This is a genomic window from Aliiruegeria sabulilitoris, assembly GCF_001558155.1.
Lineage (GTDB): Bacteria > Pseudomonadota > Alphaproteobacteria > Rhodobacterales > Rhodobacteraceae > Tropicimonas > Tropicimonas sabulilitoris.
This window is the reverse complement of record NZ_LOAS01000003.1, coordinates 252,178-276,783: the sequence shown is the minus strand read 5'-3', so window position 1 is coordinate 276,783 and position 24,606 is coordinate 252,178. Positions and strand designations below refer to the sequence as shown.

Annotated in this window: 25 protein-coding genes and 1 tRNA gene; 14 read left to right on the top strand and 12 right to left on the bottom strand. The window is 63.5% G+C overall.

Features of this window, described 5'->3' with window-relative positions:
- Positions 1–8 precede the first annotated feature (8 nt).
- Complete coding sequence (gene purC, locus AX756_RS05730; RefSeq protein ID WP_068309486.1) at positions 9–770, bottom strand: phosphoribosylaminoimidazolesuccinocarboxamide synthase; 762 nt, start codon at positions 768–770, stop codon at positions 9–11.
- 191 nt (positions 771–961) lie between these two features.
- Here purC and AX756_RS05725 point away from each other — a divergent pair, with 191 nt between their 5' ends.
- The 3 genes from AX756_RS05725 to bmt all read left to right on the top strand — a co-directional run bounded on the left by AX756_RS05725 (position 962) and on the right by bmt (position 3,665).
- Positions 962–2,044 carry a hypothetical protein gene (locus AX756_RS05725; RefSeq protein WP_068309485.1) on the top strand — a complete coding sequence of 361 codons (1,083 nt, stop codon included), beginning with the start codon at positions 962–964 and terminating at the stop codon, positions 2,042–2,044.
- Between the two features lie 98 nt (positions 2,045–2,142).
- On the top strand, positions 2,143–2,472 hold the full coding sequence (locus tag AX756_RS05720) for a DUF1476 domain-containing protein (protein ID WP_068309484.1): 330 nt from the start codon (positions 2,143–2,145) through the stop codon (positions 2,470–2,472).
- A 182-nt stretch (positions 2,473–2,654) separates the two neighbouring features.
- Entirely contained in the window at positions 2,655–3,665 is a 1,011-nt protein-coding gene (gene bmt, locus AX756_RS05715; protein WP_068309483.1) for a betaine--homocysteine S-methyltransferase, read from the top strand.
- Between the two features lie 62 nt (positions 3,666–3,727).
- On the opposite strand, the gene AX756_RS05710 is transcribed toward bmt, so the two are convergent.
- Positions 3,728–4,816: a PA0069 family radical SAM protein gene (locus tag AX756_RS05710; protein WP_068309575.1), complete on the bottom strand. Its 1,089-nt coding sequence runs from the start codon at positions 4,814–4,816 to the stop codon at positions 3,728–3,730.
- Between the two features lie 175 nt (positions 4,817–4,991).
- On the opposite strand from AX756_RS05710, the gene AX756_RS05705 reads away from it, so the two are divergent.
- Genes AX756_RS05705 through AX756_RS05695 form a run of 3 tightly spaced genes read left to right on the top strand, consistent with a single transcriptional unit; the run spans position 4,992 to position 6,578 of the window.
- A complete protein-coding gene (locus AX756_RS05705; protein ID WP_068309482.1) occupies positions 4,992–5,696 on the top strand; it encodes a corrinoid protein in 705 nt (234 codons plus the stop codon).
- A gap of 43 nt (positions 5,697–5,739) precedes the next feature.
- Positions 5,740–5,925 (top strand): hypothetical protein, encoded by a 186-nt coding sequence (locus AX756_RS05700; protein ID WP_068309481.1) that lies wholly within the window; start codon positions 5,740–5,742, stop codon positions 5,923–5,925.
- Positions 5,922–6,578: a DUF1638 domain-containing protein gene (locus AX756_RS05695; RefSeq protein ID WP_068309480.1), complete on the top strand. Its 657-nt coding sequence runs from the start codon at positions 5,922–5,924 to the stop codon at positions 6,576–6,578. The genes AX756_RS05700 and AX756_RS05695 overlap by 4 nt, the downstream gene beginning before the upstream one ends.
- A 1-nt stretch (position 6,579) precedes the next feature.
- Here the strand turns inward: AX756_RS05695 and AX756_RS05690 are convergent, their stop codons facing one another.
- Positions 6,580–7,044 (bottom strand): GNAT family N-acetyltransferase, encoded by a 465-nt coding sequence (locus AX756_RS05690; RefSeq protein ID WP_082738953.1) that lies wholly within the window; start codon positions 7,042–7,044, stop codon positions 6,580–6,582.
- On the bottom strand, positions 7,041–7,469 hold the full coding sequence (locus AX756_RS05685) for a SufE family protein (RefSeq protein WP_068309479.1): 429 nt from the start codon (positions 7,467–7,469) through the stop codon (positions 7,041–7,043). The genes AX756_RS05690 and AX756_RS05685 overlap by 4 nt, the downstream gene beginning before the upstream one ends.
- A gap of 140 nt (positions 7,470–7,609) precedes the next feature.
- On the opposite strand from AX756_RS05685, the gene AX756_RS05680 reads away from it, so the two are divergent.
- Positions 7,610–8,086, top strand: coding sequence for a hypothetical protein (locus tag AX756_RS05680; RefSeq protein WP_068309478.1), 477 nt, complete (start codon positions 7,610–7,612; stop codon positions 8,084–8,086).
- A gap of 71 nt (positions 8,087–8,157) precedes the next feature.
- On the opposite strand, the gene rnd is transcribed toward AX756_RS05680, so the two are convergent.
- The 3 genes from rnd to purM form a co-directional block, all read right to left on the bottom strand.
- The gene (gene rnd / locus AX756_RS05675; protein WP_068309477.1) at positions 8,158–9,318 is read right to left on the bottom strand and encodes a ribonuclease D; all 1,161 of its coding nucleotides are present in this window, start codon (positions 9,316–9,318) and stop codon (positions 8,158–8,160) included.
- An 85-nt stretch (positions 9,319–9,403) separates the two neighbouring features.
- On the bottom strand, positions 9,404–9,997 hold the full coding sequence (gene purN / locus AX756_RS05670) for a phosphoribosylglycinamide formyltransferase (protein ID WP_082738952.1): 594 nt from the start codon (positions 9,995–9,997) through the stop codon (positions 9,404–9,406).
- On the bottom strand, positions 9,994–11,040 hold the full coding sequence (purM, locus tag AX756_RS05665; protein ID WP_068309476.1) for a phosphoribosylformylglycinamidine cyclo-ligase: 1,047 nt from the start codon (positions 11,038–11,040) through the stop codon (positions 9,994–9,996). The genes purN and purM overlap by 4 nt, the downstream gene beginning before the upstream one ends.
- Positions 11,041–11,207: 167 nt before the next feature.
- On the opposite strand from purM, the gene AX756_RS05660 reads away from it, so the two are divergent.
- Positions 11,208–11,281: transfer RNA gene (locus AX756_RS05660), tRNA-Ile, on the top strand.
- 676 nt (positions 11,282–11,957) lie between these two features.
- Here AX756_RS05660 and AX756_RS05655 read toward each other — a convergent pair.
- The gene (locus AX756_RS05655) at positions 11,958–12,368 is read right to left on the bottom strand and encodes a hypothetical protein (protein WP_231700986.1); all 411 of its coding nucleotides are present in this window, start codon (positions 12,366–12,368) and stop codon (positions 11,958–11,960) included.
- Positions 12,369–12,524: 156 nt separating this feature from the next.
- On the bottom strand, positions 12,525–15,458 hold the full coding sequence (gene ileS / locus AX756_RS05650) for an isoleucine--tRNA ligase (protein WP_068309475.1): 2,934 nt from the start codon (positions 15,456–15,458) through the stop codon (positions 12,525–12,527).
- 368 nt (positions 15,459–15,826) lie between these two features.
- Between ileS and AX756_RS05645 the strand changes: the two genes are divergently transcribed.
- On the top strand, positions 15,827–16,282 hold the full coding sequence (locus tag AX756_RS05645) for a hypothetical protein (protein ID WP_068309474.1): 456 nt from the start codon (positions 15,827–15,829) through the stop codon (positions 16,280–16,282).
- A 110-nt stretch (positions 16,283–16,392) separates the two neighbouring features.
- Here the strand turns inward: AX756_RS05645 and AX756_RS05640 are convergent, their stop codons facing one another.
- From AX756_RS05640 to hisI, 3 genes are all read right to left on the bottom strand, one after another.
- Entirely contained in the window at positions 16,393–16,722 is a 330-nt protein-coding gene (locus AX756_RS05640; RefSeq protein WP_068309473.1) for a TfoX/Sxy family DNA transformation protein, read from the bottom strand.
- Between the two features lie 351 nt (positions 16,723–17,073).
- Positions 17,074–18,150 (bottom strand): AbrB family transcriptional regulator, encoded by a 1,077-nt coding sequence (locus AX756_RS05635; protein WP_068309472.1) that lies wholly within the window; start codon positions 18,148–18,150, stop codon positions 17,074–17,076.
- A 102-nt stretch (positions 18,151–18,252) separates the two neighbouring features.
- The gene (hisI, locus tag AX756_RS05630) at positions 18,253–18,612 is read right to left on the bottom strand and encodes a phosphoribosyl-AMP cyclohydrolase (protein WP_068309471.1); all 360 of its coding nucleotides are present in this window, start codon (positions 18,610–18,612) and stop codon (positions 18,253–18,255) included.
- Between the two features lie 69 nt (positions 18,613–18,681).
- On the opposite strand from hisI, the gene AX756_RS05625 reads away from it, so the two are divergent.
- The 5 genes from AX756_RS05625 to AX756_RS05605 all read left to right on the top strand — a co-directional run bounded on the left by AX756_RS05625 (position 18,682) and on the right by AX756_RS05605 (position 24,514).
- On the top strand, positions 18,682–19,128 hold the full coding sequence (locus AX756_RS05625) for an iron-sulfur cluster assembly scaffold protein (protein ID WP_068309470.1): 447 nt from the start codon (positions 18,682–18,684) through the stop codon (positions 19,126–19,128).
- 248 nt (positions 19,129–19,376) lie between these two features.
- Positions 19,377–19,913: a ubiquinone anaerobic biosynthesis accessory factor UbiT gene (ubiT, locus tag AX756_RS05620; protein ID WP_082738951.1), complete on the top strand. Its 537-nt coding sequence runs from the start codon at positions 19,377–19,379 to the stop codon at positions 19,911–19,913.
- Positions 19,900–20,910 carry a ubiquinone anaerobic biosynthesis protein UbiU gene (gene ubiU, locus AX756_RS05615; protein WP_068309469.1) on the top strand — a complete coding sequence of 337 codons (1,011 nt, stop codon included), beginning with the start codon at positions 19,900–19,902 and terminating at the stop codon, positions 20,908–20,910. Before ubiT ends, ubiU begins: the two co-directional genes overlap by 14 nt.
- A 4-nt stretch (positions 20,911–20,914) precedes the next feature.
- On the top strand, positions 20,915–21,838 hold the full coding sequence (ubiV, locus tag AX756_RS05610) for a ubiquinone anaerobic biosynthesis protein UbiV (protein WP_068309468.1): 924 nt from the start codon (positions 20,915–20,917) through the stop codon (positions 21,836–21,838).
- A 129-nt stretch (positions 21,839–21,967) separates the two neighbouring features.
- Complete coding sequence (locus AX756_RS05605) at positions 21,968–24,514, top strand: cation-translocating P-type ATPase (protein WP_068309467.1); 2,547 nt, start codon at positions 21,968–21,970, stop codon at positions 24,512–24,514.
- The last annotated feature ends 92 nt before the right edge of the window (positions 24,515–24,606 follow it).

Genomic DNA, 24,606 nt, shown 5'->3' with positions numbered 1-24,606 from the left:
ACAGGCTTTCAGTTGATCAGCGTGGGCTTGCCCATCGGGGTGGCGTTGTTCGGCAGAACGCCAAGACGCTTGGCCACCTCGGTATAGGCATCGGCGAGGTTGCCGAGGTCGCGCCGGAACACGTCCTTGTCGAGCTTCTGACCGGTTTCCATATCCCACAGGCGGCAGGAATCGGGGCTGATCTCGTCGGCCACGACCAGGCGCATGAAATCGCCGTCCCAGATTCGTCCGATCTCGATCTTGAAATCGACCAGCTTGATTCCGACGCCCATCATGATGCCCGAGATGAAATCGTTCACCCGGAGCGCCAGCGCGACCATGTCGTCCATGTCCTGCTGGGTGGCCCAGCCAAAGGCGATGATATGCTCCTCGGTGACCAGCGGGTCGCCGAGCGCATCGTCCTTGTAATAGAATTCCACGATCGGGCGCGGCAGCGGCGTGCCTTCCGCAATGCCCAGACGCTTGGAGATCGAGCCGGCGGCGACGTTGCGCACGACAACCTCAAGCGGAATAATCTCAACGGAACGAACGAGTTGCTCGCGCATATTGATTCGCTTGATGAAGTGCGTCGGCACCCCGATCTCGTTCAGCCCTTTCATGAAGAACTCGGACAGGCGGTTGTTGAGCACCCCCTTGCCCTCGATCACGTCCTTCTTCTCGGCATTGAAGGCGGTGGTGTCATCCTTGAAGTACTGCACGAGCGTTCCCGGCTCGGGTCCTTCGTAGAGAATCTTGGCCTTGCCCTCGTATATTTTCTTGCGACGTGCCATGGGATCCTTTCATCGGCCATTCGGGGACGTCCCGCGGCCGGTTCCGATTGGCCCTATAGTGCATGGGCTCTCATGTCGCAAGCATGGCGCCTCATGGGGCGCGATCGGTTGACACGCCCGCCGTGGTGACAGACGTTTGAAACGGCCTGCCCGGAAGAGTGACAGGCGATAACAGATGGGGGTGCGGGCAGATGACTGAAGATTTCGCGCTTATCGACTTCGCGCTCACGGCGCGCGCACCGGCCGAGGTGGCCGAAGCCATTGGGTTCCTTCAGGCGGGCGGCCCTGCCGCGCCGGCCACGGCGCCTCCCGCCCGGCGCGGGATTCTCTCCCGGCTGCTGGGGCGCGGCGACACGGCCGGGAAGTCCGCTTCCGGCGGCCCGAAGCTGCGCATCCAACCGGCGGGCACGCTCGACCCGCCGCCGCTCGCCCGGATCGTGCTGGCCGACAAGGGCTTCGCCAGCAATGGCGGGCCGGTGCGCCTCACGGGGCCGCTCGGGGCGGCCGGCCTGACCCTGATCGAGTTTCGGGAAGGTGACGGGGATGTTTCCGCCTTTTGCGAGGCACTGAGCGATGCGCTCGAAGGCGACGAGATCTTCTATTTCCGCCATTCCGGCAGCCGACACCCCGGCGCCCATTTCGCCTTCCATGTTTACCTGGACGGGCGCGTCACACGCCGCGCCATGTCCAGCAGCAAGGATGGCGCCATTCCGGAGGCGCAATGGGAGGGCACCGATAGCGGTATGCCGCATCCGCTGGAAACCGACAGCCTCCCCGCCCCCGGCACCGCCAATTCCGAGATCATGACGCCGGTTCGGCAGGCGATCATCCTCGAGGCTCTCGGACTGGACCCCGACTACTTGTTCGCACAGACGCAGGAATCGGGTCTCGTGACCCTCGAGCTGTCGGAAGATGCCGGTGGCCGACCGCTGTCGGAGGTGAACGCGGTTGTGAACGAGCAACTCAACCCTGCGCCGCCGGCAGCCCAGGCCGAGCTTGAGCTGGACCTGCCGGAACCGAAGACTGCCGCGACGGAGCAGGAACCGAACTGGGAGGAGGAGGTCACGGGCCTTCTCGTGGAAGCTGTCGAATCCGCGCTTCCAGCCGAGGAGCAGGTTGCCTGGCTCGACCAGCTCACCGAGCGCCTCGTGGACGGCGACATCGACGGAGCGCTGGCCGAGGCACACCGGATGATCCGTGCGGGAGATCGCAGCGAACTGGACAAGGCCGCCGCGGCGAGCCGCCTGGCAGAGCTTTTTGGACGCGGGGAGTGACCGGAAATCGCAGGCGCGGGCGGCGGGTCGCACTAGGCAAGCCCCCCGCGACTACATAGATTGGAATCACAACAGATTAGCGGGGGGAGACCGTATCGATGACCACCTTTGACGATCGCGAAGCTGCGTATGAAGCGAAATTCGTTCACGACGCCGAAATGGAATTTCTGGCCCAGGCGTCGCGCAACAAGCATATCGCCTTCTGGGCGGCGGCACTGTTGGGGATGACGGCCGAAGAGGCCGTGCGCTATGCCAAGGACATCATCCGCATCGACTTGGAATCGGGCGGCGAAAAGGCCGTCGTGGCCAAGCTGATGGCGGATCTGAAGGGCGAAAGGTCCGAGGAGCGCGTGCGCCAACTCATGAGCGAGTTCCTCATCGAAGCGCGCGAACGCGCGGCCAAGGGTGAAATCCGCTCGATGCTCTGAGCCTCTTCCCGATGCGGCAAGGCAGGTCTGCCCTCCGAACGCGCCCCATTTCGGGGCGCGTTTTGCATGCGCCTCATGAAGATCATGACTGCAATCAATTTGCGTCCGGCAGCCGTTCGTGAGATGAGCGCACATCCAGCCAAAAACGCCCGGCCCCTTTTTTTACCTGTGGAACAGACAGCATGACCGACGCCCTCTCCAAACTGCTTTCGACACGCGACTGGCTGATGGCCGACGGTGCCACGGGCACGACGCTGTTCAACATGGGGCTGCAATCGGGCGATGCGCCGGAGCTGTGGAATGCCGATCACCCGGACCGGATCCGGGCGCTCTATCAAGGGCCGGTCGATGCGGGGTCGGATATTTTCCTGACCAACACTTTCGGTGGCAATGCCTCGCGGCTGAAGCTGCATGATGCGCAGGGTCGCGTGCGCGAATTGAACCGGCTGGGTGCCGAGCTTGGCCGCGAGGTGGCCGACAAGGCCGGGCGGCCCGTTGTGGTGGCAGGTTCCGTCGGCCCGACCGGAGAGATCATGGCACCGATGGGACCGCTCACCCATGAGCTGGCCGTGGAGATGTTCCACGAGCAAGCCGAAGGGCTGAAAGAGGGCGGCGCGGATGTGCTCTGGGTCGAGACGATCTCGGCGCCGGAGGAATACAAGGCCGCCGCAGAGGCCGCGCGGCTTGCGGGCATGCCCTGGGCCGGCACGATGAGCTTTGACACCGCGGGGCGCACGATGATGGGCCTTACCTCCGCCGACATGGTCACGATGGTGAACAAGCTCGCGCACAAGCCGCTGGCCTTTGGCGCGAATTGCGGCGTGGGCTCCTCTGACCTGCTGCGCACAGTGCTCGGCTTTACCGCGCAGGGGCCCGAGATCCCGGTGATTGCCAAGGGCAATGCGGGCATCCCGAAATACGAGGATGGCCATATCCACTACGACGGCACGCCGGAGCTGATGGCAAAATACGCGGTGATGGCGCGGGATTCCGGCGCGAAGATCATTGGCGGATGTTGCGGTACGACGACGGAGCACCTGAAGGCGATGCGGGCGGCGCTGGAGAATACGCCGGCCGGGCCGCGCCCGACGCTGGAGCAGATCACCGAGACGCTTGGCGGGTTCTCCTCGGCCAGCGACGGCACCGGCGAAGGTGTCCCCGAGCCGCGCACGCGGCGGCGGCGTCGGGGCTGACACGATCCTGAGGATCGTGCCTTCGGCGAGAGTATTTCTTTCAGAAAGACGCCCCAAGGGGCTTAGAACAGACTGAGCTGGTCGCCCTTGGCGGGCGGCACGCGAAAGAGGTCCGTGCGCAAAGGCGGCGGGCGAATGTTCAATTGCAAGCGTTTGACGGAGAGGCGAAAGCGTTGGTGGAGAAACTCGGCATAGGTTCCCTGCCCCGTCATGCGGGTTTGCCAGCTGGAATCGTAGTCCATGCCGCCATGGGTTTCGCGGATGCGGTTCAGCACGCGCGCGGCGCGCAACGGGCGGGCCTGTTCGAGCCATTCGCGGAACAGCCCCGAGACCTCCTGCGGCAGGCGCAGAAGGATCATCATGGCCGCGCTGGCGCCGGCATCGGCGGCGGATTGCAGGATCGGCTCGATCTCGTGGTCGGTGAGCCCCGGAATGACCGGTGCGAGCGAGACCGTGGTCGGGATACCAGCTTGGACGAGCGTTTCTATAACCTTGAGTCGGCGCGCGGGAGACGGAACGCGCGGCTCCATGGAACGGGCCAGCGATGCGTCGAGCGTGGTGAGGGAGATGGCCGCGCGGAGGAGACCTGCGCGCCCCATCTCGCCCAGGATGTCGATATCACGTTCGATCAGCGTGCCCTTGGTGGTGATCGTGAGCGGGTGGCCGAAGGCCTGCAGGACCTCGAAACAGCCGCGTGCGATCCGTTCTTCGCGCTCTATCGGCTGGTAGACATCGGTATTGGTGCCGAAGGCGATCGGTGCGACCTTGTAGCCAGGTTTCGAGATCTCTTTCCGCAGAAGATCCGGCGCGGTCGGTTTCACGGTGAGACGGGTTTCGAAATCGAGCCCCGGCGACAGGCCAAGAAACGCATGCGTCGGGCGGGCAAAACAGTAGATGCAGCCATGCTCGCAGCCCCGATAGGGGTTCACCGAGCGATCGAAACCGATATCAGGCGACTGGTTGCGCGTGATGATCCGGCGTGGCGCTTCGCGCTGCACCTCGGTGCGCAGCGGAGAAGGCACGTCCTCCTCCGCCCAACCATCCGCGAACGCCTCGCGATCATGCGCCTCGAATCGTCCCGGACGGTTGGACAAGGCGGCACGTCCGCGCCTAAGCTCGGGGCGAGGATGGGTCAGGTCCGGCTGCGACATGGCCAAATGATAGAACACAACGAGAACATTCTGCAAGCCTCTCGCGCAAGGAAGCGTTCCCAAGGTCGGTGGCGGCGCGGCGCATGTCGCAATTCGTCGCGTCTGCACATGGGCTTGCATGGAAACGTGAACGAAAGCCCCGGCGCCGCGGCGCCGCTCTGCCAGGAGTCCTGACATGTCCGACGAAGAAGACGACATCATCCTTTCCGAACTCGACAACGAGGAATTGGTGCAGCAGATGCATGACGACCTCTATGACGGTCTCAGGGAAGAGATCGAGGAGGGCGTCAACATCCTGCTGGAACGCGGCTGGCAGCCCTACCAGGTGCTGACCGAGGCGCTGGTTTCCGGCATGACCATTGTCGGCAACGATTTCCGCGATGGCATCCTCTTCGTGCCCGAAGTGCTGCTTGCGGCCAACGCGATGAAGGGCGGGATGGCGATCCTGAAACCGCTTCTGGCCGAGACCGGCGCACCGCGCATGGGCAAGATGGTGATCGGCACGGTGAAGGGCGACATCCACGACATCGGCAAGAACCTTGTCTCCATGATGATGGAGGGCGCCGGGTTCGAGGTAGTCGATCTGGGCATCAACAATTCCGTCGATGCCTACCTGGAGGCGCTGGAAGCCGAAGATGCCGATATTCTCGGCATGTCCGCATTGCTGACGACCACCATGCCCTACATGAAGGTCGTGATCGACACACTGAACGAGAAGGGCAAGCGAGATGACTATATCGTGCTCGTGGGAGGCGCGCCGCTGAACGAGGAATTCGGTCGGGCCATCGGCGCAGACGCCTATTGCCGCGATGCCGCCGTTGCGGTGGAAACGGCCAAGGATTTCATCGCGCGCAAACATAACCAGATGGCCGCGGGCTGACATCGGGCCTGACAATACCTATTTCGGAGGCAAGGAGAGTGCCATGCCCCCGAAAACTTTTATAATTCTTCTCGTTGCCGTCGTGATGCTCGCCGCCGTGACCATCGGTGTGGGAGCAATCTTCTGGAACAGCATCGGGCCCTGGGTCGGGCTCGTTTTCGCGGTGCTGATCGGGTTGAAACTGCTTCAGGCGCGGCACTGGCCGGGGCCAGAAAACGAGGACAAATGACACTCTCCGACCGAGACCTGACGGAAGAGGGCCTGTCGCTCGATGCGGGCGGCGCGGCGCGTCTGCTGGTGATCGGCTGCGGGGCGATTGCCCGCGAGATCCTGGCGCTCAAGGCTGCGAATGGCTGGACGCATATGGACCTAGCCTGCCTGCCGGCAATCCTGCACAACCATCCGGACCGGATCGCGCCGGCTGTCGAGGCGATGATCAAAGAAAAATCAGCGCGTTACGAGGCGATCTTCGTCGCTTATGCCGATTGCGGTACCGGTGGGCTTCTGGAAGAAGTCTGTAAGCGCCACGGCGTGGAGATGATCGCCGGGCCGCATTGCTACAGCTTTTACGAGGGCAATACCCGCTTCGCCGAGCGGGCGGCGGATGAGATCGATAGCTTCTATCTCACCGATTTCCTCGTGCGGCAGTTCGATGCCTTTGTCTGGCGGCCGTTGGGGCTGGACCGCCATCCCGAGTTGATCCACAGCTATTTCGCCCATTATCGGCGGCTGGTCTACCAGGCGCAGGTGGACGATCCGGCGCTGGATGTGAAAGCCGAGGAATGTGCGACGCGGCTGGGGCTGGCCTATGAGCGGCGCAAGACGGGCTACGGGGATCTTGCCACCGCACTCGCGGCAGCAGCCGGGGCGACCGGGACGTAGATCAGACCAGATCGAGTTCCATGAGGATTTTCCGGTCCTCCCCGTCGACGATCTCGCGCAAGGCTCTGAACCCGGCAGCTTCATAGAACCCCAAGGCTGTCAGCGAGGATTGCAGGCGCACGGTCCGCACCGCCCGCCCACGCAAGATCCCGAGACTATGCGCGAACAGGGCCCGACCCACGCCCTTACCCTGCCAGTCGGGATGGACGAAGAAGCTCTTGATCCAATTGGCCTCCAGGCCGGCCGTGCCGATCATCGTCCCGTCTGGCGCCACGGCGACGAGCGTGTCCCGAATTGCCATATTCGCCAGGATGCGCGCCGGGGCATTCACCTCGGCGATGCGTTGCAGGACGTTCTGGGGGTAATCGGCGGCATTGGACCGAAAGAGGGTGGTGATGATCAGCCGGCTGATCTCGTCCACTTCCCCGGGATGCGCGGCGCGAACCAGCGGCCCGGCGTCACTCACGCAACCACGCTCCGCTCCGACAGGTCGCGGATACGTTGAACCATGGCGCGCAAACCATTGGAACGCTGGGAGGAAAGATGTTCGTTCAGCCCGAGCCGGGCCAGTTCGGCCGGTGCATCCACTGCGAGTGCTTCGCGCGCAGTGAGGCCCGAATAGAGCGCCAGCAGGATCGCGATCAGCCCGCGCACGATCATCGCGTCGCTGTCGCCACGAAAGGAAAAGACGGCATCGGCGCCCTGCCCCTCGATCTCCGGCACCAGCCAGACCTGGCTGGCGCAGCCATCGACCTTGGTGGCCGGCACGCGCAGCGATTCCTCCAGCGGCGGCATCGCCTTGCCAAGGTCGATCACATGCCTGTAGCGCTCTTCCCAGTCATCCAGGAACTCGAAGGTCTCGACAATGTCCTCGAATGCGTCCTGTGCCATCAAATGCTCCTTTTCTGGGAATACTACCTAAGGCCGCTGCGTCGCGGCGTCCAGTACGGCAAGGCGTTCAGGCAGGGTTTTCAATCGCGCATGATTTCGCTAAGCCGTTGGGCAGGAATGCGGGCCGACGAGGACGTGAAATGAAAGTGCAGATTGTTGCCGGCCTGGTTGCCGTGCTTGTCCTGACCGGGTGCCAGTCCCGCTACAACCCCACGAACTGGGGATGGTTCAGCGGAAGCCAGTCCGGGACGCTTGAGCCGCGCAAGGGCTACCCGACCGAGGTGGACCCGCGCAATCTGGTGAGCCAGGTGACCTCCATGAAGATCGACAAGGCACCGGGCGGGGCCATCGTTACCGCCGTCGGGCTGCCGCCAACGCAGGGCTACTGGGCGGCCGACCTGCTCTCGACCTACCGGACGGAGACCGGCGATGTCGCCGCCAAGGATGGTGTGATCCAGCTTGAGTTCGTCATCTCGCCGCCGCGCCAGCAGCGCAACGTCGTCAACACGGCGTCCCGCGAGGTTTCCGCAGGGACGTTCCTGAGCGATCAGACGCTTGGCGGCGTGCGCACGATCCGGGTCATCGGCCAGAACAACCAGCGCAGTTCGAACCGCTAGGCCAATTCGCTTCGAAATGGCCTCACCTGTCGCCGCCTTGAAACATGGGTTTCGAGGCCGCAGGTGGTGCCTCAGAGCTCGATCACGCGAACATTCGCCCCATCGGCGGCCAGCGCGATCTTTCCCTCGCAAAGCCGCAGCGCATCGGCGCCAAAGACCTCTTCTCGCCACCCTTTGAGCGCGGCCACGTCGCGCCGGCCGGACGCGATCATGTCCAGATCGGACGAGGTGGCGATCAACTTCTGCGCGACCGAGGAAGATTCCGACTTCGCCTTCAACAACACCCGCAACAGGTCGGCCAGCGCCGGATTGACCTGCAGCTTGTCCCGGCTGGTGTCGGGCTTCGGATAATCCTCGGGTTCGGTGGCCAGACCGGTCGCGATCGCAGCGAGAATGCCGTCGGAAATCGCGCCCTTGCGGGCATCGCGCAGCAGCATCCGGGATTTTCCGAGCTCCTGCACATTGCTCGGCTTGGTCGAGGCCAGTTCCAGCAGCGCGTCGTCTTTGAAGACCCGATTCCGCGGTATGTTCCGCTCTTGCGCATAGATCTCCCGGAAACGCGCCAACTCGCGGACAATGGAGAGAAACTTGCCGGAGTTCGTCCGCGTCTTGACCCGTTTCCAGGCATCCTGCGGCACAACGCAATAGGTTGCCGGATCAGTCAAAACCGATAGTTCCTCACCCAACCAATGGGTTCTGCCGTTCTTTTCAAGTTGCGCCGCAAGAAACTCGTAGATGCCGCGAAGATGCGTCACATCGGCCAGGGCATAGTTTTGCTGCGCCTCCGACAAGGGGCGGCGCGACCAGTCGGTGAAGCGCGAGGATTTGTCGACCGACCCGCGTACAATCTTGCGCACCAGCGTTTCATAGCCGACCTGCTCGCCGAAACCACAAACCATGGCCGCGACCTGCGTATCGAAGAGCGGCTCCGGGAAGACATTGCCCTCGTGAAAGAAGATCTCAAGGTCCTGACGCGCGGCGTGGAACACCTTGACCACGTTCGTGTTCCGGAACAGATCGTAGAGGGGCTCCATCGAGAGCGCGTCGCCGCCTTGGATCGGATCAATCAGCACCGCCTCGCCATCCATGCCAGGAAGCGCCATCTGGATCAGACAGAGCTTGCTGTAATAGGTGCGCTCGCGGAGAAACTCGGTGTCGAGGGTAACATAGGGACCGTCCTTGGCTTGCTCACAGAAAGTGGCAAGCTCGTCGGTCGTGGTCAAAATACGCATGCAAGGCGACTCTTATTTGGTTTGCCGGATCGGCTTCTCTGCCCGTTCCGGCTGTTTTACCGACATTGGCCGCGGTTTGGAAGTGTCACGGAAGTGTCACCAGGGTCCTGTCGCCCGCCGCGTATCGACGCAGAACGGCCGGGTAGAGCTTGTGTTCCATCGCCAGAACCCGCTCGGCGAGCGTCTCGGGCGTGTCGCCCGGCTCCACCGGCACCCGCGCCTGGCCGAGAATCGGGCCGTCATCCAGCTCCGGCGTCACCTCGTGCACCGTGCAGCCATGCTCGGCATCGCCGGCCTCCAGCGCCCGCTTGTGCGTGTGCAGCCCGCGGTATTTCGGCAGCAAGGACGGATGAATATTCAACATACGCCCGGCCCATGGCGTCACGAAACCGGCCGTAAGAACCCGCATGAAACCGGCAAGGCAGATCATGTCAGCGCCATGCGCCGCGATGATCTTCTGCAATTCCGCCTCGAAAGCCGCGCGATCCTTGCCGAAAGGCCGGTGATCGAGCGCCGCTGTCGGCACCCCGCGCGCGGCCGCCTTGGCGAGCCCGCCGGCAGCAGGGTCATTGGATGCGACAAGGCAGGGCTGCGCCGGGTGGCCGGCTTCTTCCATGCTGTCGAGGAGCGAAACCATGTTGGAGCCGCCCCCCGAGATCAGGATGGCGACGCGTTTCACTTCAGCTCTCCGCTGTAGGTGACGCCCGCGCCCGCGATGACCGAACCGATCCGGCTGACGCGCTCGCCCTGCTCTTCCAGCAGTGCGGTGAGCGCCTCGGCGCGGTCGGGATCGACGAAGAGCACCATGCCGATGCCGGAATTGAAGGTCTTGAGCAGCTCGGACATTTCCAGCCCGCCCGCTTGCGCCAGCCACTGGAACACAGGCGGCAGCGTCCAGGACGACAGGTCCACCGCGCAGCCCAGCCCCTCGGGCAGAACGCGCGGCAGGTTCTCGGTCAGCCCGCCGCCGGTGATATGTGCCAGCCCGTGTACGCCGCCCGAGCGGATCGCGGCCAGCGCCTGTTTCACATAGATCCGCGTTGGGGCCAGCAGCGCTTCGCCCAGCGGCATATCGGCAAAGGGCGCCGCGTCGTCCCAGGCAAGCCCCTGAACTTCCACGATCTTGCGCACCAGCGAGTAGCCGTTGGAATGCACACCTGCCGAGGCCAGCCCAAGCAGCACGTCATCCTCGGCCACGCCCGCCGGAAGCGCCGCGCCGCGTTCCATCGCTCCGACCGAGAAACCGGCGAGGTCGAAATCTTCAGATGCATACATGCCCGGCATCTCTGCCGTCTCGCCGCCGATCAGCGCGGAGCCCGATTGCCGGCAGCCATCGGCGATACCTTCGACCACCTGCGCGGCACGCTCCACGTCGAGCGCCCCGCAGGCGAAGTAATCAAGGAAGAAAAGCGGCTCGGCGCCCTGGCAGACGAGATCGTTGACGCACATCGCAACGAGATCGATGCCCACCCCCGATACGTAACCGGTATCGATGGCGATCTTGAGCTTGGTGCCGACACCATCGGTCGCCGCGACCAGAACCGGGTCGTCATACCCGGCGGCCTTCAAATCGAACAACCCGCCGAAACCGCCGAGACCGGCCATGACGCCTGCCCGGTCAGTCGATTTCGCCGCCGGCTTGATTCGCTCGACCAGCGCGTTGCCCGCATCGATATCCACGCCCGCCTGGGCATAGGTCAGCCCGTTTTTTTGTTCCGCCATGTCGATCCCCAGATTCGTCTGCCGCCCGAATAGACCAAGCACGCCGCAAGGTCCACGTGCGGCAAGCGCCCTATAATGCGCCGCAAGCCCACTGAAACTGCTTTTTTGCCCCGAGTACGGCTTCCCCTTGACCCTTCCAGCGACAGGCCCTACCCATGCCGCTGCGCGGGCCTGTAGCTCAATTGGTTAGAGCAGAGCGCTCATAACGCTTTGGTTGCGGGTTCAAGTCCTGCCGGGCCTACGCGAATTACATTTTTTCAATACGTTATGGGTGGTGTCGGAACGAGATAGCAGGTTGAAAAACCGTGAGCATTCTCGGACTCTTTCACACGTATCAAGATGATCTCCCTTCGCTCTTGTCTACCAACTACGTCCGATTCCGTTCCCGATCGCGGGCCACGGGCTGAACATCGCTTTCAGCGACGCGATCCAAACACTGGAACGCCAATGTTTGGAACAGGTTGCGAGCGGAATTGGAGACTTCGGGTCAAGACCTGCAAACCTTGCTCCATGACAGTGGCCGGCAATCTGCGCATTCCGACCATTCCCCGAGCCTTGTGTTTCGCTGGCGCAAATTCTGTTCTGACCTTGGGGAAAGCCCAGAGCGGCTACTGAAAAGCAGTCAGCTTGCTACAACGCGGAGTTCAGCTTGAATGAAGGCAGGGTGACGCTCAATCTCCGCCACTCCCGCCATATCCGCGTGCAAACCATCAGCCTGGTGGTTTTCGGCGTGCTGATTACTGGCAGCTGATAATCACGGTGAGGAGCCTTTGCGCCGTGCTGTGGCTCCTGGTTCAGCACAAGCCCTTCGACACCGACAAGCTGCCCCAACCCGGATGAACCTTTTCCGGGCCAGAGTGCGCGCGGGCAATGCCCCTCCACCGCCGGACACCAATATTGCCTAACCTCGGTCGCCTCTATTGAATCGACAGATCGAGATTATACCCCACCGTCTTGCCCGTATCGCGGTCATTGCCCATCAGATAGACCCGGATCGTGTATTCCCCGTCGTCGGGCAAGGTGACGCGCGCCACATTGCCATCGATCGATCCGTTATAGATCGCCACCCCATCGCTGCCGGGCGGCAGGATGTTGAAATAGATTGTGCCATTTCCGTTGGTGTCGCTCATCATGAGCTCGGCAAAAAGCTCCTGCCCCCCGGACGCGCCGAGGCGATAATCGAAATAGGCGTCACCGGTGATCGTGCCGCTCACCATCGCGCCGAAATCGCCTCTCAGGAAATGCACATCGGCAACCGTCTGGGCACAGGCGGTGCCGGCAAAAGGCAGGCTCACCGCAAGGGCAAGCAGAGCAGCTTTCATTTTCATGGAATTCTCCTCCCAGTTCGAGACCCTCTCAGATGGGAGTATCAGGCGAGACTGCCAATTGCACAAATGCAAATTCCGCCTCAGCCGGTTTCAAAGCCTCGCGAGCCATGAAACCTGCGGGCGCCGTTTTGACGCGACGCCCGCAGTTCGCAGCTATCAGCCCAGGGCGTCCGAACAGCGCTTGCAGGTGCCTTCATGCGCATGGGTGCCGACATCGGGCAGGATCTTCCAGCAGCGCTGGCATTTCTCGCCCTCGGCGCGGGCAAATACGACGCCGACGCCCGGCACCTCGTCCAGCGTGAAAGCGCCCTGCGGGGCAACGCCTTCGGTCAGGGTCAATTGGGAAGCGATGCAGACATCGGCGAAATTCACCGTGCGCAACAGCGTCACCAGCATGGCATCCTCGACGAAAACCTCCGGCGCCGCCTCCAGACTGGAGCCGATCACCTTCTCCCGGCGCTGCACCTCCAGCGCGGCGGTGACAACCCGGCGCACATTGCGCACCCGCTCGACCAGCTCGGCCAGTTCGGGCTTGTGCCAATCGGCCGGCGTCTCGGGAATGTCCTCCAGATGCACCGAGCTGGTCTCGCCCGGGTACCGCTCCAGCCACACCTCTTCCATGGTGAAGACCAGCACCGGCGCAAGCCATGTGGTCAGACGTTGGAAGAGGATATCCAGCACGGTCAGCGCCGCGTGGCGGAACTGGCTGTCATCGGCATCGCAATAGAGCGAGTCCTTGCGGATGTCGAAATAGAAGGCCGACAGGTCCACCGTGGCGAAGTTGAAGACCTTCTGGAAAACGCCTTGGAAATCATAGGCATCGTAGCCCTTGCGAACCTCTTGGTCCAATTCGTACAGACGGTGCAGCACCCAGCGTTCCAGCGGCGGCATATCCTCCGGCTTGACCGGCTCGATCTCGTCGAAATCGCCGAGCGAGCCGAGCAGGAAGCGCATCGTGTTGCGCAAGCGGCGGTAGCTGTCGGCGACGTTTTTCAAGATCTCCGGACCGATCCGCAGGTCGGCGGTATAATCCGACTGCGCCACCCAGAGCCGCAGGATATCGGCGCCGTATTGCTTGATGACCTGCTCGGGCGCGACGGTGTTGCCGAGCGACTTGGACATCTTGTTGCCCTTCTCGTCCAGCGTGAAGCCGTGAGTCAGCACGCCGCGATAGGGGGCGCGACCATTGGTGCCGCAGCTTTGCAGGAGCGAGGAGTGGAACCAACCGCGATGCTGGTCCGTGCCTTCCAGGTAAAGGTCGGCAATGCCGTCCTCGGAGCCGTCCGCGCGGTCCCGCAGCACGAAGGCGTGGGTGGAGCCGGAATCGAACCAAACGTCGAGCACGTCGAAGATCTGCTCGTACTCATCCGGGTTGTATTCATTGCCGAGGAAACGCTCCTTGGCGCCTTCCATGTACCAGACATCGGCGCCATCGGCCTCGAAAGCCTCGACGATGCGGGCATTCACCGCCGGGTCGCGCAGCAGGAAATCCGCATCGTCGGGCAGCGCGCCCTTCTTGACGAAGCAGGTCAGCGGCACGCCCCAGGCACGCTGGCGCGAGAGCACCCAGTCCGGGCGGTTCTCGATCATCGAGTAGAGGCGGTTACGCCCCGTCTCGGGCGTCCATTTCACCGTATCGATGGCGTTGAGCGCGCGTTGGCGGATCGTCTTGCCGAGTGCGTCCTGCCCGTCGCCCACCTCGCGGTCGATGGAGGCGAACCATTGCGGCGTGTTGCGGAAGATCAGCGGTGCCTTGGAGCGCCAGGAATGCGGGTAAGAGTGCTTGATCCGGCCACGCGCGATCAGCGCGCCGACACCGGCCATGGCGTCGATCACCCGCTTGTTGGCGTCCTTTTCCTTGCCCTTGTGATCAAAGATCACCGCGCCGCCGAAAAGCGGCAGATCAGGGCGGAACGTGCCGTCTTCCAGCACGTTATGGGTCATCTTCAGCCCATGCTTGACGCCAAGGATGAAGTCGTCGGCACCGTGGCTGGGCGCGGTATGGACAAAGCCCGTGCCGGCCTCGTCGGTGACGTGGTCCCCGGGCAGCATCGGCACGTCGTAATCCCACGCGCCTTCGCCGCCCTCGATGCCGCGGAACGGATGCGCGCAGACCATCAGGTCGAGTTGCTTGGCGGTGATATCCTCGGTGCGCTCATAGGCATCGACACGGGCGGCTTTCATCACCTCTTCCGCCAGATTGTCGGCCAGCAGGTATTCGTCGCCCACCTTGGCCCAGTTCTCCTCCGAGGCCTCGGTGACCTTGTAGAGGCCGTAGGACAGCTCGGGGTTGAAGGCCACAGCACGGTTGGACGGGATCGTCCAGGGCGTGGTGGTCCAGATGACGACATTCACCCCGCGCTGCGACTGGCGCGCGCCATTGGCGTCGAGCGCACGGATGACCGGGAACTTCACCCAGATCGTGTGGCTCTGGTGGTCGTGATATTCCACCTCCGCCTCGGCCAGCGCGGTCTTCTCGACCACGGACCACATGACGGGCTTCGAGCCCTGGTAGAGCGTGCCGTTCATCAGGAACTTCATGAACTCGCCGGCGATCACCGCCTCGGCGTGGTAATTCATGGTCAGGTAGGGATCGTCCCAGTTGCCAGTCACGCCGAGGCGCTTGAATTCCTCGCGCTGGATATCGACCCATTCCGAGGCAAAGGCGCGGCATTCGCGGCGCAGCTCGACAACCGGCACCTCGTCCTTGTTCTTGCCCTTCTGGCGGTACTGCTCTTCGATCTTCCACTCGATCGGCAGGCCGTGGCAGTCCCAGCCGGGGATGTAGCGGGCGTCCTTGCCCATCATCTGCTGGGAGCGGACAACCATGTCCTTGAGGATCTTGTTGAGCGCGTGGCCGATATGGAGATTGCCATTGGCATAGGGAGGGCCGTCATGCAGCGTGAAGGGCGTGCGCGGGGTCGCGGCGGCCTTCTCGCGCAGCTTTTCATAGATGCCGATCTCGGCCCAGCGGTCCAGCCAGCCGGGCTCGCGCTTGGGCAGGCCCGCGCGCATCGGGAAATCGGTCTGCGGCAGGTTGAGGGTGGACTTGTAGTCGGGGGCGTTGGTTTCAGGCGTGTCGGCGCACATGGCTCGCGTCCTCTGGGTATTCGTCATGTTCGAAGGTTCGGTCGGCGCGGGGGGCCCATACGCCTTGTCCCGGCGGCTCGTCTCTCAGAGCGCCGGGCCGGTAATTCGAATGATGATCGACCATATCAACATCTTGATCGCGGCCTTAGCGCAATCATGCGGGAGGGTCCAGAGGGGCGATATGTCCTTTCGGATGCGTACCGACACGAGGGATGCGGTGGGGCTGTTGCCCCGAGAGGTCGGATGTGGCCCCGGGGCGGTTTCCGAGCCTCCTGTCCCAGTCACAGCGGGTCGGGAGGGCGGGTTGACGTGCATCATAGCGCAGGTTGCAGGATCGCATTACAATTGGGGCTGTCTGGGAGGGTGTCATGAAACCGTTGCTCCTGTTCTCCTGCACGATCATCACAGCGCTTGTCCTGGGGTCCGGTTGCTCGGCTCTGGATGCGCGCGTTGCGTATCACGAGAAGGCCGAGAGAGCCTCCTTCACTGTCCCGATAAAGGGCGAGAAGGGTGCCCCCGGAATTGTCCTGCATTTTGTCATCGGCAATCTCGGTGGCAATCTTGCGATCTGCGGAGCCTATGTGCCCCTTGGCAAGGCCTTGCCCGGCTATGCGTTCGAGGACGCGCTCGGGTCGATGTCGATCAATGTCCGGGGTATTACGGCCGTATCGGCGCTGGACTATTTCCCGAGATACAGCAGCGAAGCAGAGCTGAAGGCGTCGAGCCTCGGCTGCGAGCGCACCGATCGCCCGTGGAAACCAAACTACGCCAGCGCGACGCCAAGTCTGGCCTTGAAGTCGTGGGTGGTACTGGGGAAGAAATAGCGCCGCTTCAATGTCGCGGGCACGGGCATACCGGGTTCCCGTCGCCGGGTGAGGCTGAATTTTGATCCGGCTTTCATGCGCGCCTGCGCTATTTGTTGTTCAGGAAAAGCTCAGCGCCTCAACCCGGTACCGATCTGGTCGAGAACCCGTTCCATCTCCGGCAGACCGCTCTCTCGACTGCTGGCGACGATGGCGTCGAAGCGGCGGCGGAGCGCGTCCTTCTCCTTGCTCTTGCAGTCGTTCCACGGGCGCCCCTGAAGGCCCATCTCGATCACGTAATAGCCGATGAAATGCGGCCGCGTGCCCACCTCCAGCAGGCGGCGATAGGTTTCGTCCGTGCCGAGCGCGCGCAGTTCTTCGGCCGAGCCGATACCGGCACGGGAACAGGCCTCTTCCATCGCGGGGCCGAGGTTGCGGATAGACGATACAGGGGTCGGCATGCGCGGCAGGGTAATCGTCCTGCCTGCCAGGGCAAGTGCCCGGAAATCAGATGCTGGCGAAATCTTTGAATTTGAAACGCGGTTTGCGCCCCAGTTCCGGCGTGGGCTTTGGTTGCTCATGTGCCGGATCGCGGTTTGTGCGCATCTCGGGCAGGCGCTCGGGCTGCGGTTTCGGCGGGGGGCTCTGGAAATCACTCATTGTTCGATACTCTTTGTTGGCGTCCTTCGTCGCAGGTCGTTGGTTCAGCAATGAAAGCAGAAAAAGTTAACGAAAAACAGGAAAACCTCCCCGATAGACAGAATATTTCGGAAACAGGGGGTAATATTGCAATAATGTGATCCCGTCGCGGGCTATTTATCGGGCTTTGAGGCCAATATCAGGCGTTCCCCAATCACGCGAAACAGCAGCGGCATGGTGAAGAGGATGATCACGATGCGGGCAACGTGCATCGTCGAGACATAGGCCACGTCCTGTCCCATCGCGAGCGAGAGCAGCGACATCTCGGTCAACCCGCCGGGCGAATAGGCCAGCACGCCCTGCGGCAGGGTCGTGCCGGTCAGCGGGCCGAGAAGTGCTGCAAACCCGGTCGTGACGCACAGAAGCAAGAGCGTCGCACCGAGCCCGAGCAGCATGTCCCGCCCCATCGTGGCCGGTGTGACACCGGCAAAACGGCCGCCCAGGATCGTGCCGATGGTGATCTGGGCGGCCACGACGAAGATCGACGGCGGAGCGATCGTCACAAGCTCGAGCATATGCGCGGCGGCGGAGACGATCATCGGTCCGAAAAGCTGGGGCGCTGGCAGGCGCATGAGCCTCCCTGCGACCACCCCGATCAATCCGCAGCCAATCAGGATAGCTGCATCCAGAAGCGACAGATCGCCAAGCGCCACCCAGCTTCCCGGCCCGCGCACGGCGCGGATATCGAGCAGCAGGGCAAAGACGAGCGCGATTGTCGAAATGGTGAGGAAGACCCGCAACGCGTGGGCGAGGGCGATACGAGCTTCGTCGCCCCCGGCCTGCCCGCCGAGGATGATCATCTCGTTCAACCCGCCCGGCGCCGCACAGAAAAAGGCGTCGACCGGGCTGTACCCACCGACCCGGCGATAGAAGGCATAGCTGACGCCGATTGCCGCGAGCAAAAAGACCGGCAACAGCAGCAAGGTTCCCATCCAGGATCCGACCTGGCTGAACATGCCGGGATGGAAACTGGAGCCGAGCATCACCCCGATGACGGGAATGACGACAACGCGCAATTCCCCCGGTCCGCGCACCGGCGCGCCGGCCAGCGCCGCCAGGCCGCAGCCGATCATGGGGCCGAGCATCCAGGGCAAGGGCATTCCGATCCGCCGGGCAAGAAGCCCCGACAGGATTCCGATCGCGGCTGCCAACAGGATCTTGGGCCAGAGAGAAGAAGGCGGTAATGTCATGAGCGATATCCGTACCGACCAATTGCCATGGCCGCGACGGGTACTGCAAGCGCCAGTTGCGACCGCCCGCCAAACCAAACCCGTGCCTCCACTGCCGGCGGGTCACGGCATCGGTTCGCTCAGGATGACCTCCTCGCCATCGCGCAGCGCGGTAAAAAAGCAACTGCGCCGGTTGGTGTGACAGGCCGGACCCTCTTGTTCGATCAACACAAGCAGGCAGTCGCGGTCGCAATCCAGCCGCATCTCGATCAGCTTCTGCGTATGTCCCGACGTCTCGCCCTTGACCCAGAAAGACTGCCGCGAGCGGGACCAGTAGGTCACCCTGCCCGTCTCCAGCGTCCGCGAAACGGCCTCGGCATTCATCCAGGCCATCATCAGCACCTCGCCGGTTTCGCCATCCTGGGCGATGGCCGGGATCAGCCCCTGTGCGTCAAAGCGCAGGCTCTTCGGATCAAATCCCATCGTCTTTCCTTTGCAATTCGCTACTGCAGGGTTAAATAGAGGTTTCCCTGCCGGTTTCAGGACACGCACATGGCCAGCGATCTCGACCTCGTCAAGCTCTATTCCGGGCGCATCCTGGCGCTTGCCGCCGACATCCCGCATCTGGGCCGGCTGGACAAGCCATGCGGCACCATGCGCAAGCGCTCGCCGCTTTGCGGCTCGACCGTGACCGTCGACCTGCGCACCGAAAACGGCCGCATTGTCGACTTCGCGCAGGATGTGAAAGCCTGCGCCCTTGGCCAGGCCGCCGCTGCCGTGCTCGGCGCCAATGTGATCGGCCGGACCCGCGACGAGATCGAACATGCCCGCGACCAGCTCTCGGCCATGTTGCGGGAAAACGGCCCCGTGCCGGACGCCCCCTTCGATGACCTTGAAGTGCTGCTGCCGGCGCGCGAATTCACAAATCGCCACGCTTCGATACTGCTCTCCTTCCAGGCAACCGCCGAGGCCATGGCCGAAGCCGAAAAAGCCGCCTGAACGCCTGATCCCCGAACGCCCGGACCGTCTTCCTGAAAACAAAACACCGGGGGGAACGCTCGACAATGCGCGCCGGGCGGTGCCCCCAAGCCCTGCACCACGGTTCAAGCTGGGTTGCAGTCCCGGCTTGCCGGTTGTTCCAACACCGCGACAGGCGTAGAGCCAAGGCATGCCATGCACATGCTGGACGGCAGATCTTGACTTCGGTCAATGAGGCCGCCCGGCTCCCACGATTAGAAGTGCGACCCATGACCAACGCGCTCCCCGATCCGATTGCCCGCCGCCTGCCGCCACTTGCGGAGCTGCCCGTGCCGCTTCTGCCCCTGCAACCGATCCTCTACCGGATCGTGCGCCGCGTGGCCGAAAAGCATCCCGAGCTGTTCGAACGCCTGGGCAAGCACCAGCGCACCAATTTCGTCATCGAGCTGACGGACCTGCCGCTGGCACTGCACCTGCGCCCCTTCCCGCCCTCGCTCATCCTGCGTGCCGTCCGCAAGGACCGCCTGCCAAGACACGAGGCGCATATCGCGGGCGATTTCCGAACCCTGCTCGGGCTGCTCGACGCCGAGGTGGATGGCGACGCGATCTTCTTCTCCCGCGACCTCGTGATCTCGGGCGACACCGAGGCCGTCGTCACCTTGCGCAACGCGCTCGACGATGTCGAGGGCTCGATCGCCGAGGATGTGGCGGAGATGTTCGGAGCCCCGGGCCGCATCGCGCTCGACCGGCTCAATGCGATGGCCGAAAGGGCCGAAACTCAGGAAAATTCCCATGATAACTGGTGACATCGTCGGCGAACTCGTCTGTCCCGCCGGCACGCCGGCCTCGCTGCGCACCGCGGTCGATGCTGGCGCCGATTCCATCTATTGCGGGTTCCAGAACGCCACCAACGCGCGCAATTTCCCGGGGCTGAACTTCACCCCCAAGGAATTGGCCGGCGCGGTGGACTACGCCCATGAGCGCGGCGCCAACGTGCTTCTGGCGCTGAACTCCTACCCGCCCGCGGGCAAGTTCGACCTCTGGCGCGAGGCCGCCGACCTCGGCAACGAACTGGACGTGGACGCCTTCATCGTTGCCGACATGGCCGTGGCCCGTTACATCTCCGAAAAGCACCCCGAGCGCCGGATCCACCTGTCGGTTCAGGCCGCCGCCGCTAGCCCGGACGCGATCAACTACTATGTGCGCGAGTTCGGCGTGAAGCGGGTCGTGCTGCCGCGCATCCTGACCATCCCCGAGATCCACGACATCAAGAGCGAGATCTCGGCCGAGATCGAGACCTTCATCTTCGGCAACCACGGGCTGATGGTCGAGGGGCGCTGCTCGCTCACCAACTACGCCACGGGGCTTTCGACTAACATGGACGGCGTCTGCTCGCCTGCCCACCTCGTCGAATACGTCAAAGACGCGGACGAGAACATGTCGACCCGGCTGGGCGGCTACACGATCGACCGCTTCGGGCCGCAGGAGAACGCGGGCTACCCGACGATCTGCAAGGGGCGTTACTGCAACGAGGTGCAGCCCGACGGCTACTACGCCTTCGAGGAACCGATCTCGCTCAACCTCTCCAAGCTGCTGCCCGACCTGATGGAGGCCGGCGTGACCGCCTTCAAGATCGAGGGCCGCCAGCGCTCCCGCGCCTATGTGCGCAAGGTGGTCTCCGCCTTCCGCGCGGCGGTGGACGATATCCGCGCCGGGCGCGAGCCCCAACTGGCCGATCTGGTCGCCCTGACCGAGGGGCAGAAACAGACCGAAGGCGCCTACAAGACCAAGAAATGGCGGTGAACGCATGAAACCCAGACTGACCCTCGGCCCGATCCAGTACTTCTGGGACGAAGACCGCAAGCGCGATTTCTACGCCCGCATCGCCGACGAAGCCCCGGTGGATACCGTCTATCTCGGCGAGAATGTCTGCTCCAAGCGCCAGCCCTTCTTCGATCAGCATATCGAGGAAATGGCAGAACGGCTGCAGCGGGGCGGCAAGCGTGTCGTCCATTCCGGGCTGGCCGAGGTCATGCTCAAGCGGGAGCGGAAATCTTGCCGCGATATGGCCGAAGCTGACGAGATGGAGATCGAGGTCAACAATGCCGCCGGCCTCTTCCACCTCGCTCCCGGCCAGACGCACCGCGTCGGCCCCTACATGAACGTCTACAGCGAAGAGACCATGGCCTGGATGGCCACCAAGGGCGCAACCCATGTGACGGTGCCCACGGAGCTGCCGGGCAGCTCGGTCAAGGTGATGGCCGCGAAAGCCGCAGAGCTGGGGATCGGGCTGGAGGTGCAGGTCTTCGGCCGCGCCTGTCTGGCGACCTCCGCGCGCTGCTACCACGCCCGCGCCTATGGGCGCACCAAGGATAACTGCCAGTTCGTCTGCGAGGAGCATCTTGACGGAATGGAGCTGAACACGCGCGACGGGCAGGCTTTCCTGCGCGTGAACGGCATCCAGACTCTGTCGCATTCCTATGTGAACCTGTTTGCGGAAGCCCCCGCAATGGCCGCCATGGGCGTCACCGATCTGCGCCTGATGCCGCAGGAGACCGACATGGTCGAAGTCGCCCGCATCTTCGAGGCGATCCTCGATGGCAAGACCGACATGGAAGCTGCCCAGGCCCGGTTCGACGCGCTGAACATGCAGGCTCCCTTGTCGAACGGTTTCTGGCATGGCGAGGCCGGGCATCGCCGCATCACCGCCAAGGCGGCCAGCTTGGCCTGACCGGCCGACGGTCGCGCTCCGCAATCCGGTATGAAACAGCGCGCATCCCGCCGGGTTTGATCCCGGTCAACGCGGGATAATGCGCATCCGCTAGGCTGGTTTCGTTCATCAGAGCGAAGAGGGGCACATATGCCTCACGGCCTCAGCGAACGAGACATCGCCGCGCTTCGCCGCAAGCATGGCTGGAACGAACTGCCGGAGACGCCCCCGCCCTCTCCGCTGGTGATGTTCGCGCGCCAGTTCACCGATCTTCTGGTCCTGCTCCTGATCGGGGCCGCCGCCATATCGCTGCTGGTCGGGGAACTGGCCGACTTCATCGCCATCATCGCGGTCGTGCTGCTGAACGCGATCCTCGGTTTCGTGCAGGAATGGCGGGCGGAAACCACGATGCAGTCGCTGCGGAAGATGCTGTCTCCCACTGCGGTGGTCCTGCGCGACGGCATGCGGCAGTCGATCCCGGCGCGCGAGCTTCTGCCGGGGGACCTGATCGTGCTGGCCGAAGGCGACCGGGTGCCCGCCGATGGCGACCTGTTTCAAGAAGCCGGGCTCATGCTGGATGAAAGCGTGCTGACCGGCGAGTCGGTTCCGGTTTCCCGCAGCGCTGGGGAAGAGGTTGCCTCCGGGACAACCGTGCTGGGTGGGCACGGAGAGGCGACGGTCACCGCTATCGGCCAGCAGACGCGCTTCGGGCGCATCGCCATGCTGGCCTCGAATGTGCGCGATGTGCAGACGCAATTGCAGCGCGAGTTGCACGGGCTGGCCCGCCAACTCGGGCTGATGGCGATTGCCGTGGCGGCCATGGTCATGCTCGCGGCCTACCTGACGGCCCGCCCGCTCATCGAGGTATTCATGCTCGGGCTGTCGCTCGCCGTGGCGATGGTGCCCGAGGGGCTGCCGGCCGTTGTCACGGTAACGCTGGCGCTCGGAGCGGGCGCAATGGCCCGGCAAAAGGCGCTGGTCCGCAACCTGCAGGCGGTCGAGACGCTCGGGGCGGCGAGCGTCATCTGCACCGACAAGACCGGGACGCTCACCGAGAACAAGATGACGGTGCGCAGCATTCGCATGCTTGGCGCCGCCTATGAAGTGACCGGGAACGGCTATGATCCCGCAGGCCATATCGCACGGGATGGCGACAAGATCCGCGCCGAGACCGACTCGATCCTGGCCCGTCTCTGCCATACCGCGCTGATCTGCTCGCACGCGCGACTGCTGCCCGGCGAGGATGGCTGGGAGATGATCGGTGAGCCAACCGAGGGCGCGCTTGTGACAATGGCGGCCAAGGCCTGGGCCGAAGCTGTCGATCCGTCCAGCGTCGCCGCCGAGTTGCCTTTCAGCAGCGAGCGCAAGCGCATGAGCGTGCTGGAGCGTATGACGGACGGGCTGGAACTGCACTGCAAGGGGGCGCCGGAACAGATCCTGTCGATCTGCGACCGCCTCCTGCTGCCCGACGGTCCCAAGCCCATGGGGCAGGACGAACGAAAAGAGATCGCGAAATTGGCGGACAAGATGGCCCGCGACGGCCTGCGCCTGATCGCGCTGGCCTACTGGCCCGATGCGACCGAGCCAATCGAGGAGTCCGGGCTCATCTTCCTCGGACTGGTCGGCATGGAAGATCCGCCGCGCGCAGAGGTACGCGATGCCGTGGCGCTTGCCGCGCGGGCCGGCATTCGCACGCTGATGATAACCGGTGACCACCCGGCAACGGCACAGAGCATCGCGGGCCAACTCGGTATCCCCGCCGACAGGGTTCTGACCAGTGACGACCTCGAAGGCATGGACGAAACGGCGCTTCGCAGCGCGCTGGCGGGACCCGTCGCCTTTGCCCGCGTACGCCCCGCCGACAAGCTGCGCATCGTCGCGGCCCTTCAGGCCGATGGCGCAGTCGTGGCCATGACCGGCGACGGGGTGAACGACGCCCCTGCCCTCAAGAAGGCCGATATCGGCCTGTCCATGGGCATCCGCGGCACCGAGGTTGCCAAGGATGCCTCCGACCTCGTGCTGCTCGACGACAATTACGCCAGCATCGTCCGCGCCGTCCGCGAAGGGCGCCGGCAATTCGAGAATATCCGGAAATTCGTCCGCTACCTGCTCTCGTCGAATACCGGCGAGGTCGTCGCGCTGATGGCCAACCTCGCCATCGGCGGGCCCCTCATTTTCCTGCCGACACAGATCCTGTGGATGAACCTGGTGACGGATGGCGTGACCGCGGTCGCGCTTGGGGTAGAGAAATCGGAACCTGGCCAGATGGAGATGCCGCCGCGCGATCCCCACAAACGGCTGCTTGGCCTGTCAGCGCTTCCCATCATTCTTGCCTTCGGTCTCTATACCGGGGGGAGCAGCCTCTGGATCTTTTATACGTTGTTGGATTTCGGCCCCGAGCTGGCCCGCACCGCCGCCTTTACCGGTATGGTCATCTTTGAGAAAGCAAGCGTCTTTGCCTTCCGCAGCCTGCGCGACCCATGCTGGAAGCTCGGCTGGGGTTCGAACCCAATGCTATGGCTCGCCTTTTCCGCAATGGTCCTGGCACAATTGGCCGCGGTCTATTGGGCGCCTCTGCAGGCGATGTTGCACACCGTTCCCTTGGGCCTCCAGCACTGGGGGATAATCCTGACACTTGCCCTGCCCCTGATCGTTGTGCCGGAAATCGTGAAATCGTTTGGACGGAAGATCGCCTGACAAGGGTGTGGTTGCCGTTCGAGGGCGCGCGCTTCGCGCGCGGGTACGATCCTGGAGATCGTGCCTCCGGCGGGGATATTTCCAAACAGATG

What these genes read in the sequence shown, in the direction of transcription:
- ileS (WP_068309475.1), bottom strand. Translation starts at nt 15,458, where the DNA reads ATGTGCGCCGACACGCCTGAAACCAACGCCCCCGACTACAAGTCCACC.
- AX756_RS05645 (WP_068309474.1), top strand. Translation starts at nt 15,827, where the DNA reads ATGAAACCGTTGCTCCTGTTCTCCTGCACGATCATCACAGCGCTTGTC.
- AX756_RS05705 (WP_068309482.1), top strand. Translation starts at nt 4,992, where the DNA reads ATGTCCGACGAAGAAGACGACATCATCCTTTCCGAACTCGACAACGAG.
- AX756_RS05685 (WP_068309479.1), bottom strand. Translation starts at nt 7,469, where the DNA reads ATGGCACAGGACGCATTCGAGGACATTGTCGAGACCTTCGAGTTCCTG.
- AX756_RS05640 (WP_068309473.1), bottom strand. Translation starts at nt 16,722, where the DNA reads ATGCCGACCCCTGTATCGTCTATCCGCAACCTCGGCCCCGCGATGGAA.
- rnd (WP_068309477.1), bottom strand. Translation starts at nt 9,318, where the DNA reads ATGCGTATTTTGACCACGACCGACGAGCTTGCCACTTTCTGTGAGCAA.
- ubiT (WP_082738951.1), top strand. Translation starts at nt 19,377, where the DNA reads ATGACCAACGCGCTCCCCGATCCGATTGCCCGCCGCCTGCCGCCACTT.
- AX756_RS05680 (WP_068309478.1), top strand. Translation starts at nt 7,610, where the DNA reads ATGAAAGTGCAGATTGTTGCCGGCCTGGTTGCCGTGCTTGTCCTGACC.
- AX756_RS05725 (WP_068309485.1), top strand. Translation starts at nt 962, where the DNA reads ATGACTGAAGATTTCGCGCTTATCGACTTCGCGCTCACGGCGCGCGCA.
- AX756_RS05605 (WP_068309467.1), top strand. Translation starts at nt 21,968, where the DNA reads ATGCCTCACGGCCTCAGCGAACGAGACATCGCCGCGCTTCGCCGCAAG.
- purC (WP_068309486.1), bottom strand. Translation starts at nt 770, where the DNA reads ATGGCACGTCGCAAGAAAATATACGAGGGCAAGGCCAAGATTCTCTAC.
- ubiV (WP_068309468.1), top strand. Translation starts at nt 20,915, where the DNA reads ATGAAACCCAGACTGACCCTCGGCCCGATCCAGTACTTCTGGGACGAA.
- AX756_RS05720 (WP_068309484.1), top strand. Translation starts at nt 2,143, where the DNA reads ATGACCACCTTTGACGATCGCGAAGCTGCGTATGAAGCGAAATTCGTT.
- AX756_RS05695 (WP_068309480.1), top strand. Translation starts at nt 5,922, where the DNA reads ATGACACTCTCCGACCGAGACCTGACGGAAGAGGGCCTGTCGCTCGAT.
- AX756_RS05625 (WP_068309470.1), top strand. Translation starts at nt 18,682, where the DNA reads ATGGCCAGCGATCTCGACCTCGTCAAGCTCTATTCCGGGCGCATCCTG.
- bmt (WP_068309483.1), top strand. Translation starts at nt 2,655, where the DNA reads ATGACCGACGCCCTCTCCAAACTGCTTTCGACACGCGACTGGCTGATG.
- purM (WP_068309476.1), bottom strand. Translation starts at nt 11,040, where the DNA reads ATGGCGGAACAAAAAAACGGGCTGACCTATGCCCAGGCGGGCGTGGAT.
- AX756_RS05655 (WP_231700986.1), bottom strand. Translation starts at nt 12,368, where the DNA reads ATGAAAATGAAAGCTGCTCTGCTTGCCCTTGCGGTGAGCCTGCCTTTT.
- AX756_RS05635 (WP_068309472.1), bottom strand. Translation starts at nt 18,150, where the DNA reads ATGACATTACCGCCTTCTTCTCTCTGGCCCAAGATCCTGTTGGCAGCC.
- ubiU (WP_068309469.1), top strand. Translation starts at nt 19,900, where the DNA reads ATGATAACTGGTGACATCGTCGGCGAACTCGTCTGTCCCGCCGGCACG.
- AX756_RS05700 (WP_068309481.1), top strand. Translation starts at nt 5,740, where the DNA reads ATGCCCCCGAAAACTTTTATAATTCTTCTCGTTGCCGTCGTGATGCTC.
- AX756_RS05710 (WP_068309575.1), bottom strand. Translation starts at nt 4,816, where the DNA reads ATGTCGCAGCCGGACCTGACCCATCCTCGCCCCGAGCTTAGGCGCGGA.
- hisI (WP_068309471.1), bottom strand. Translation starts at nt 18,612, where the DNA reads ATGGGATTTGATCCGAAGAGCCTGCGCTTTGACGCACAGGGGCTGATC.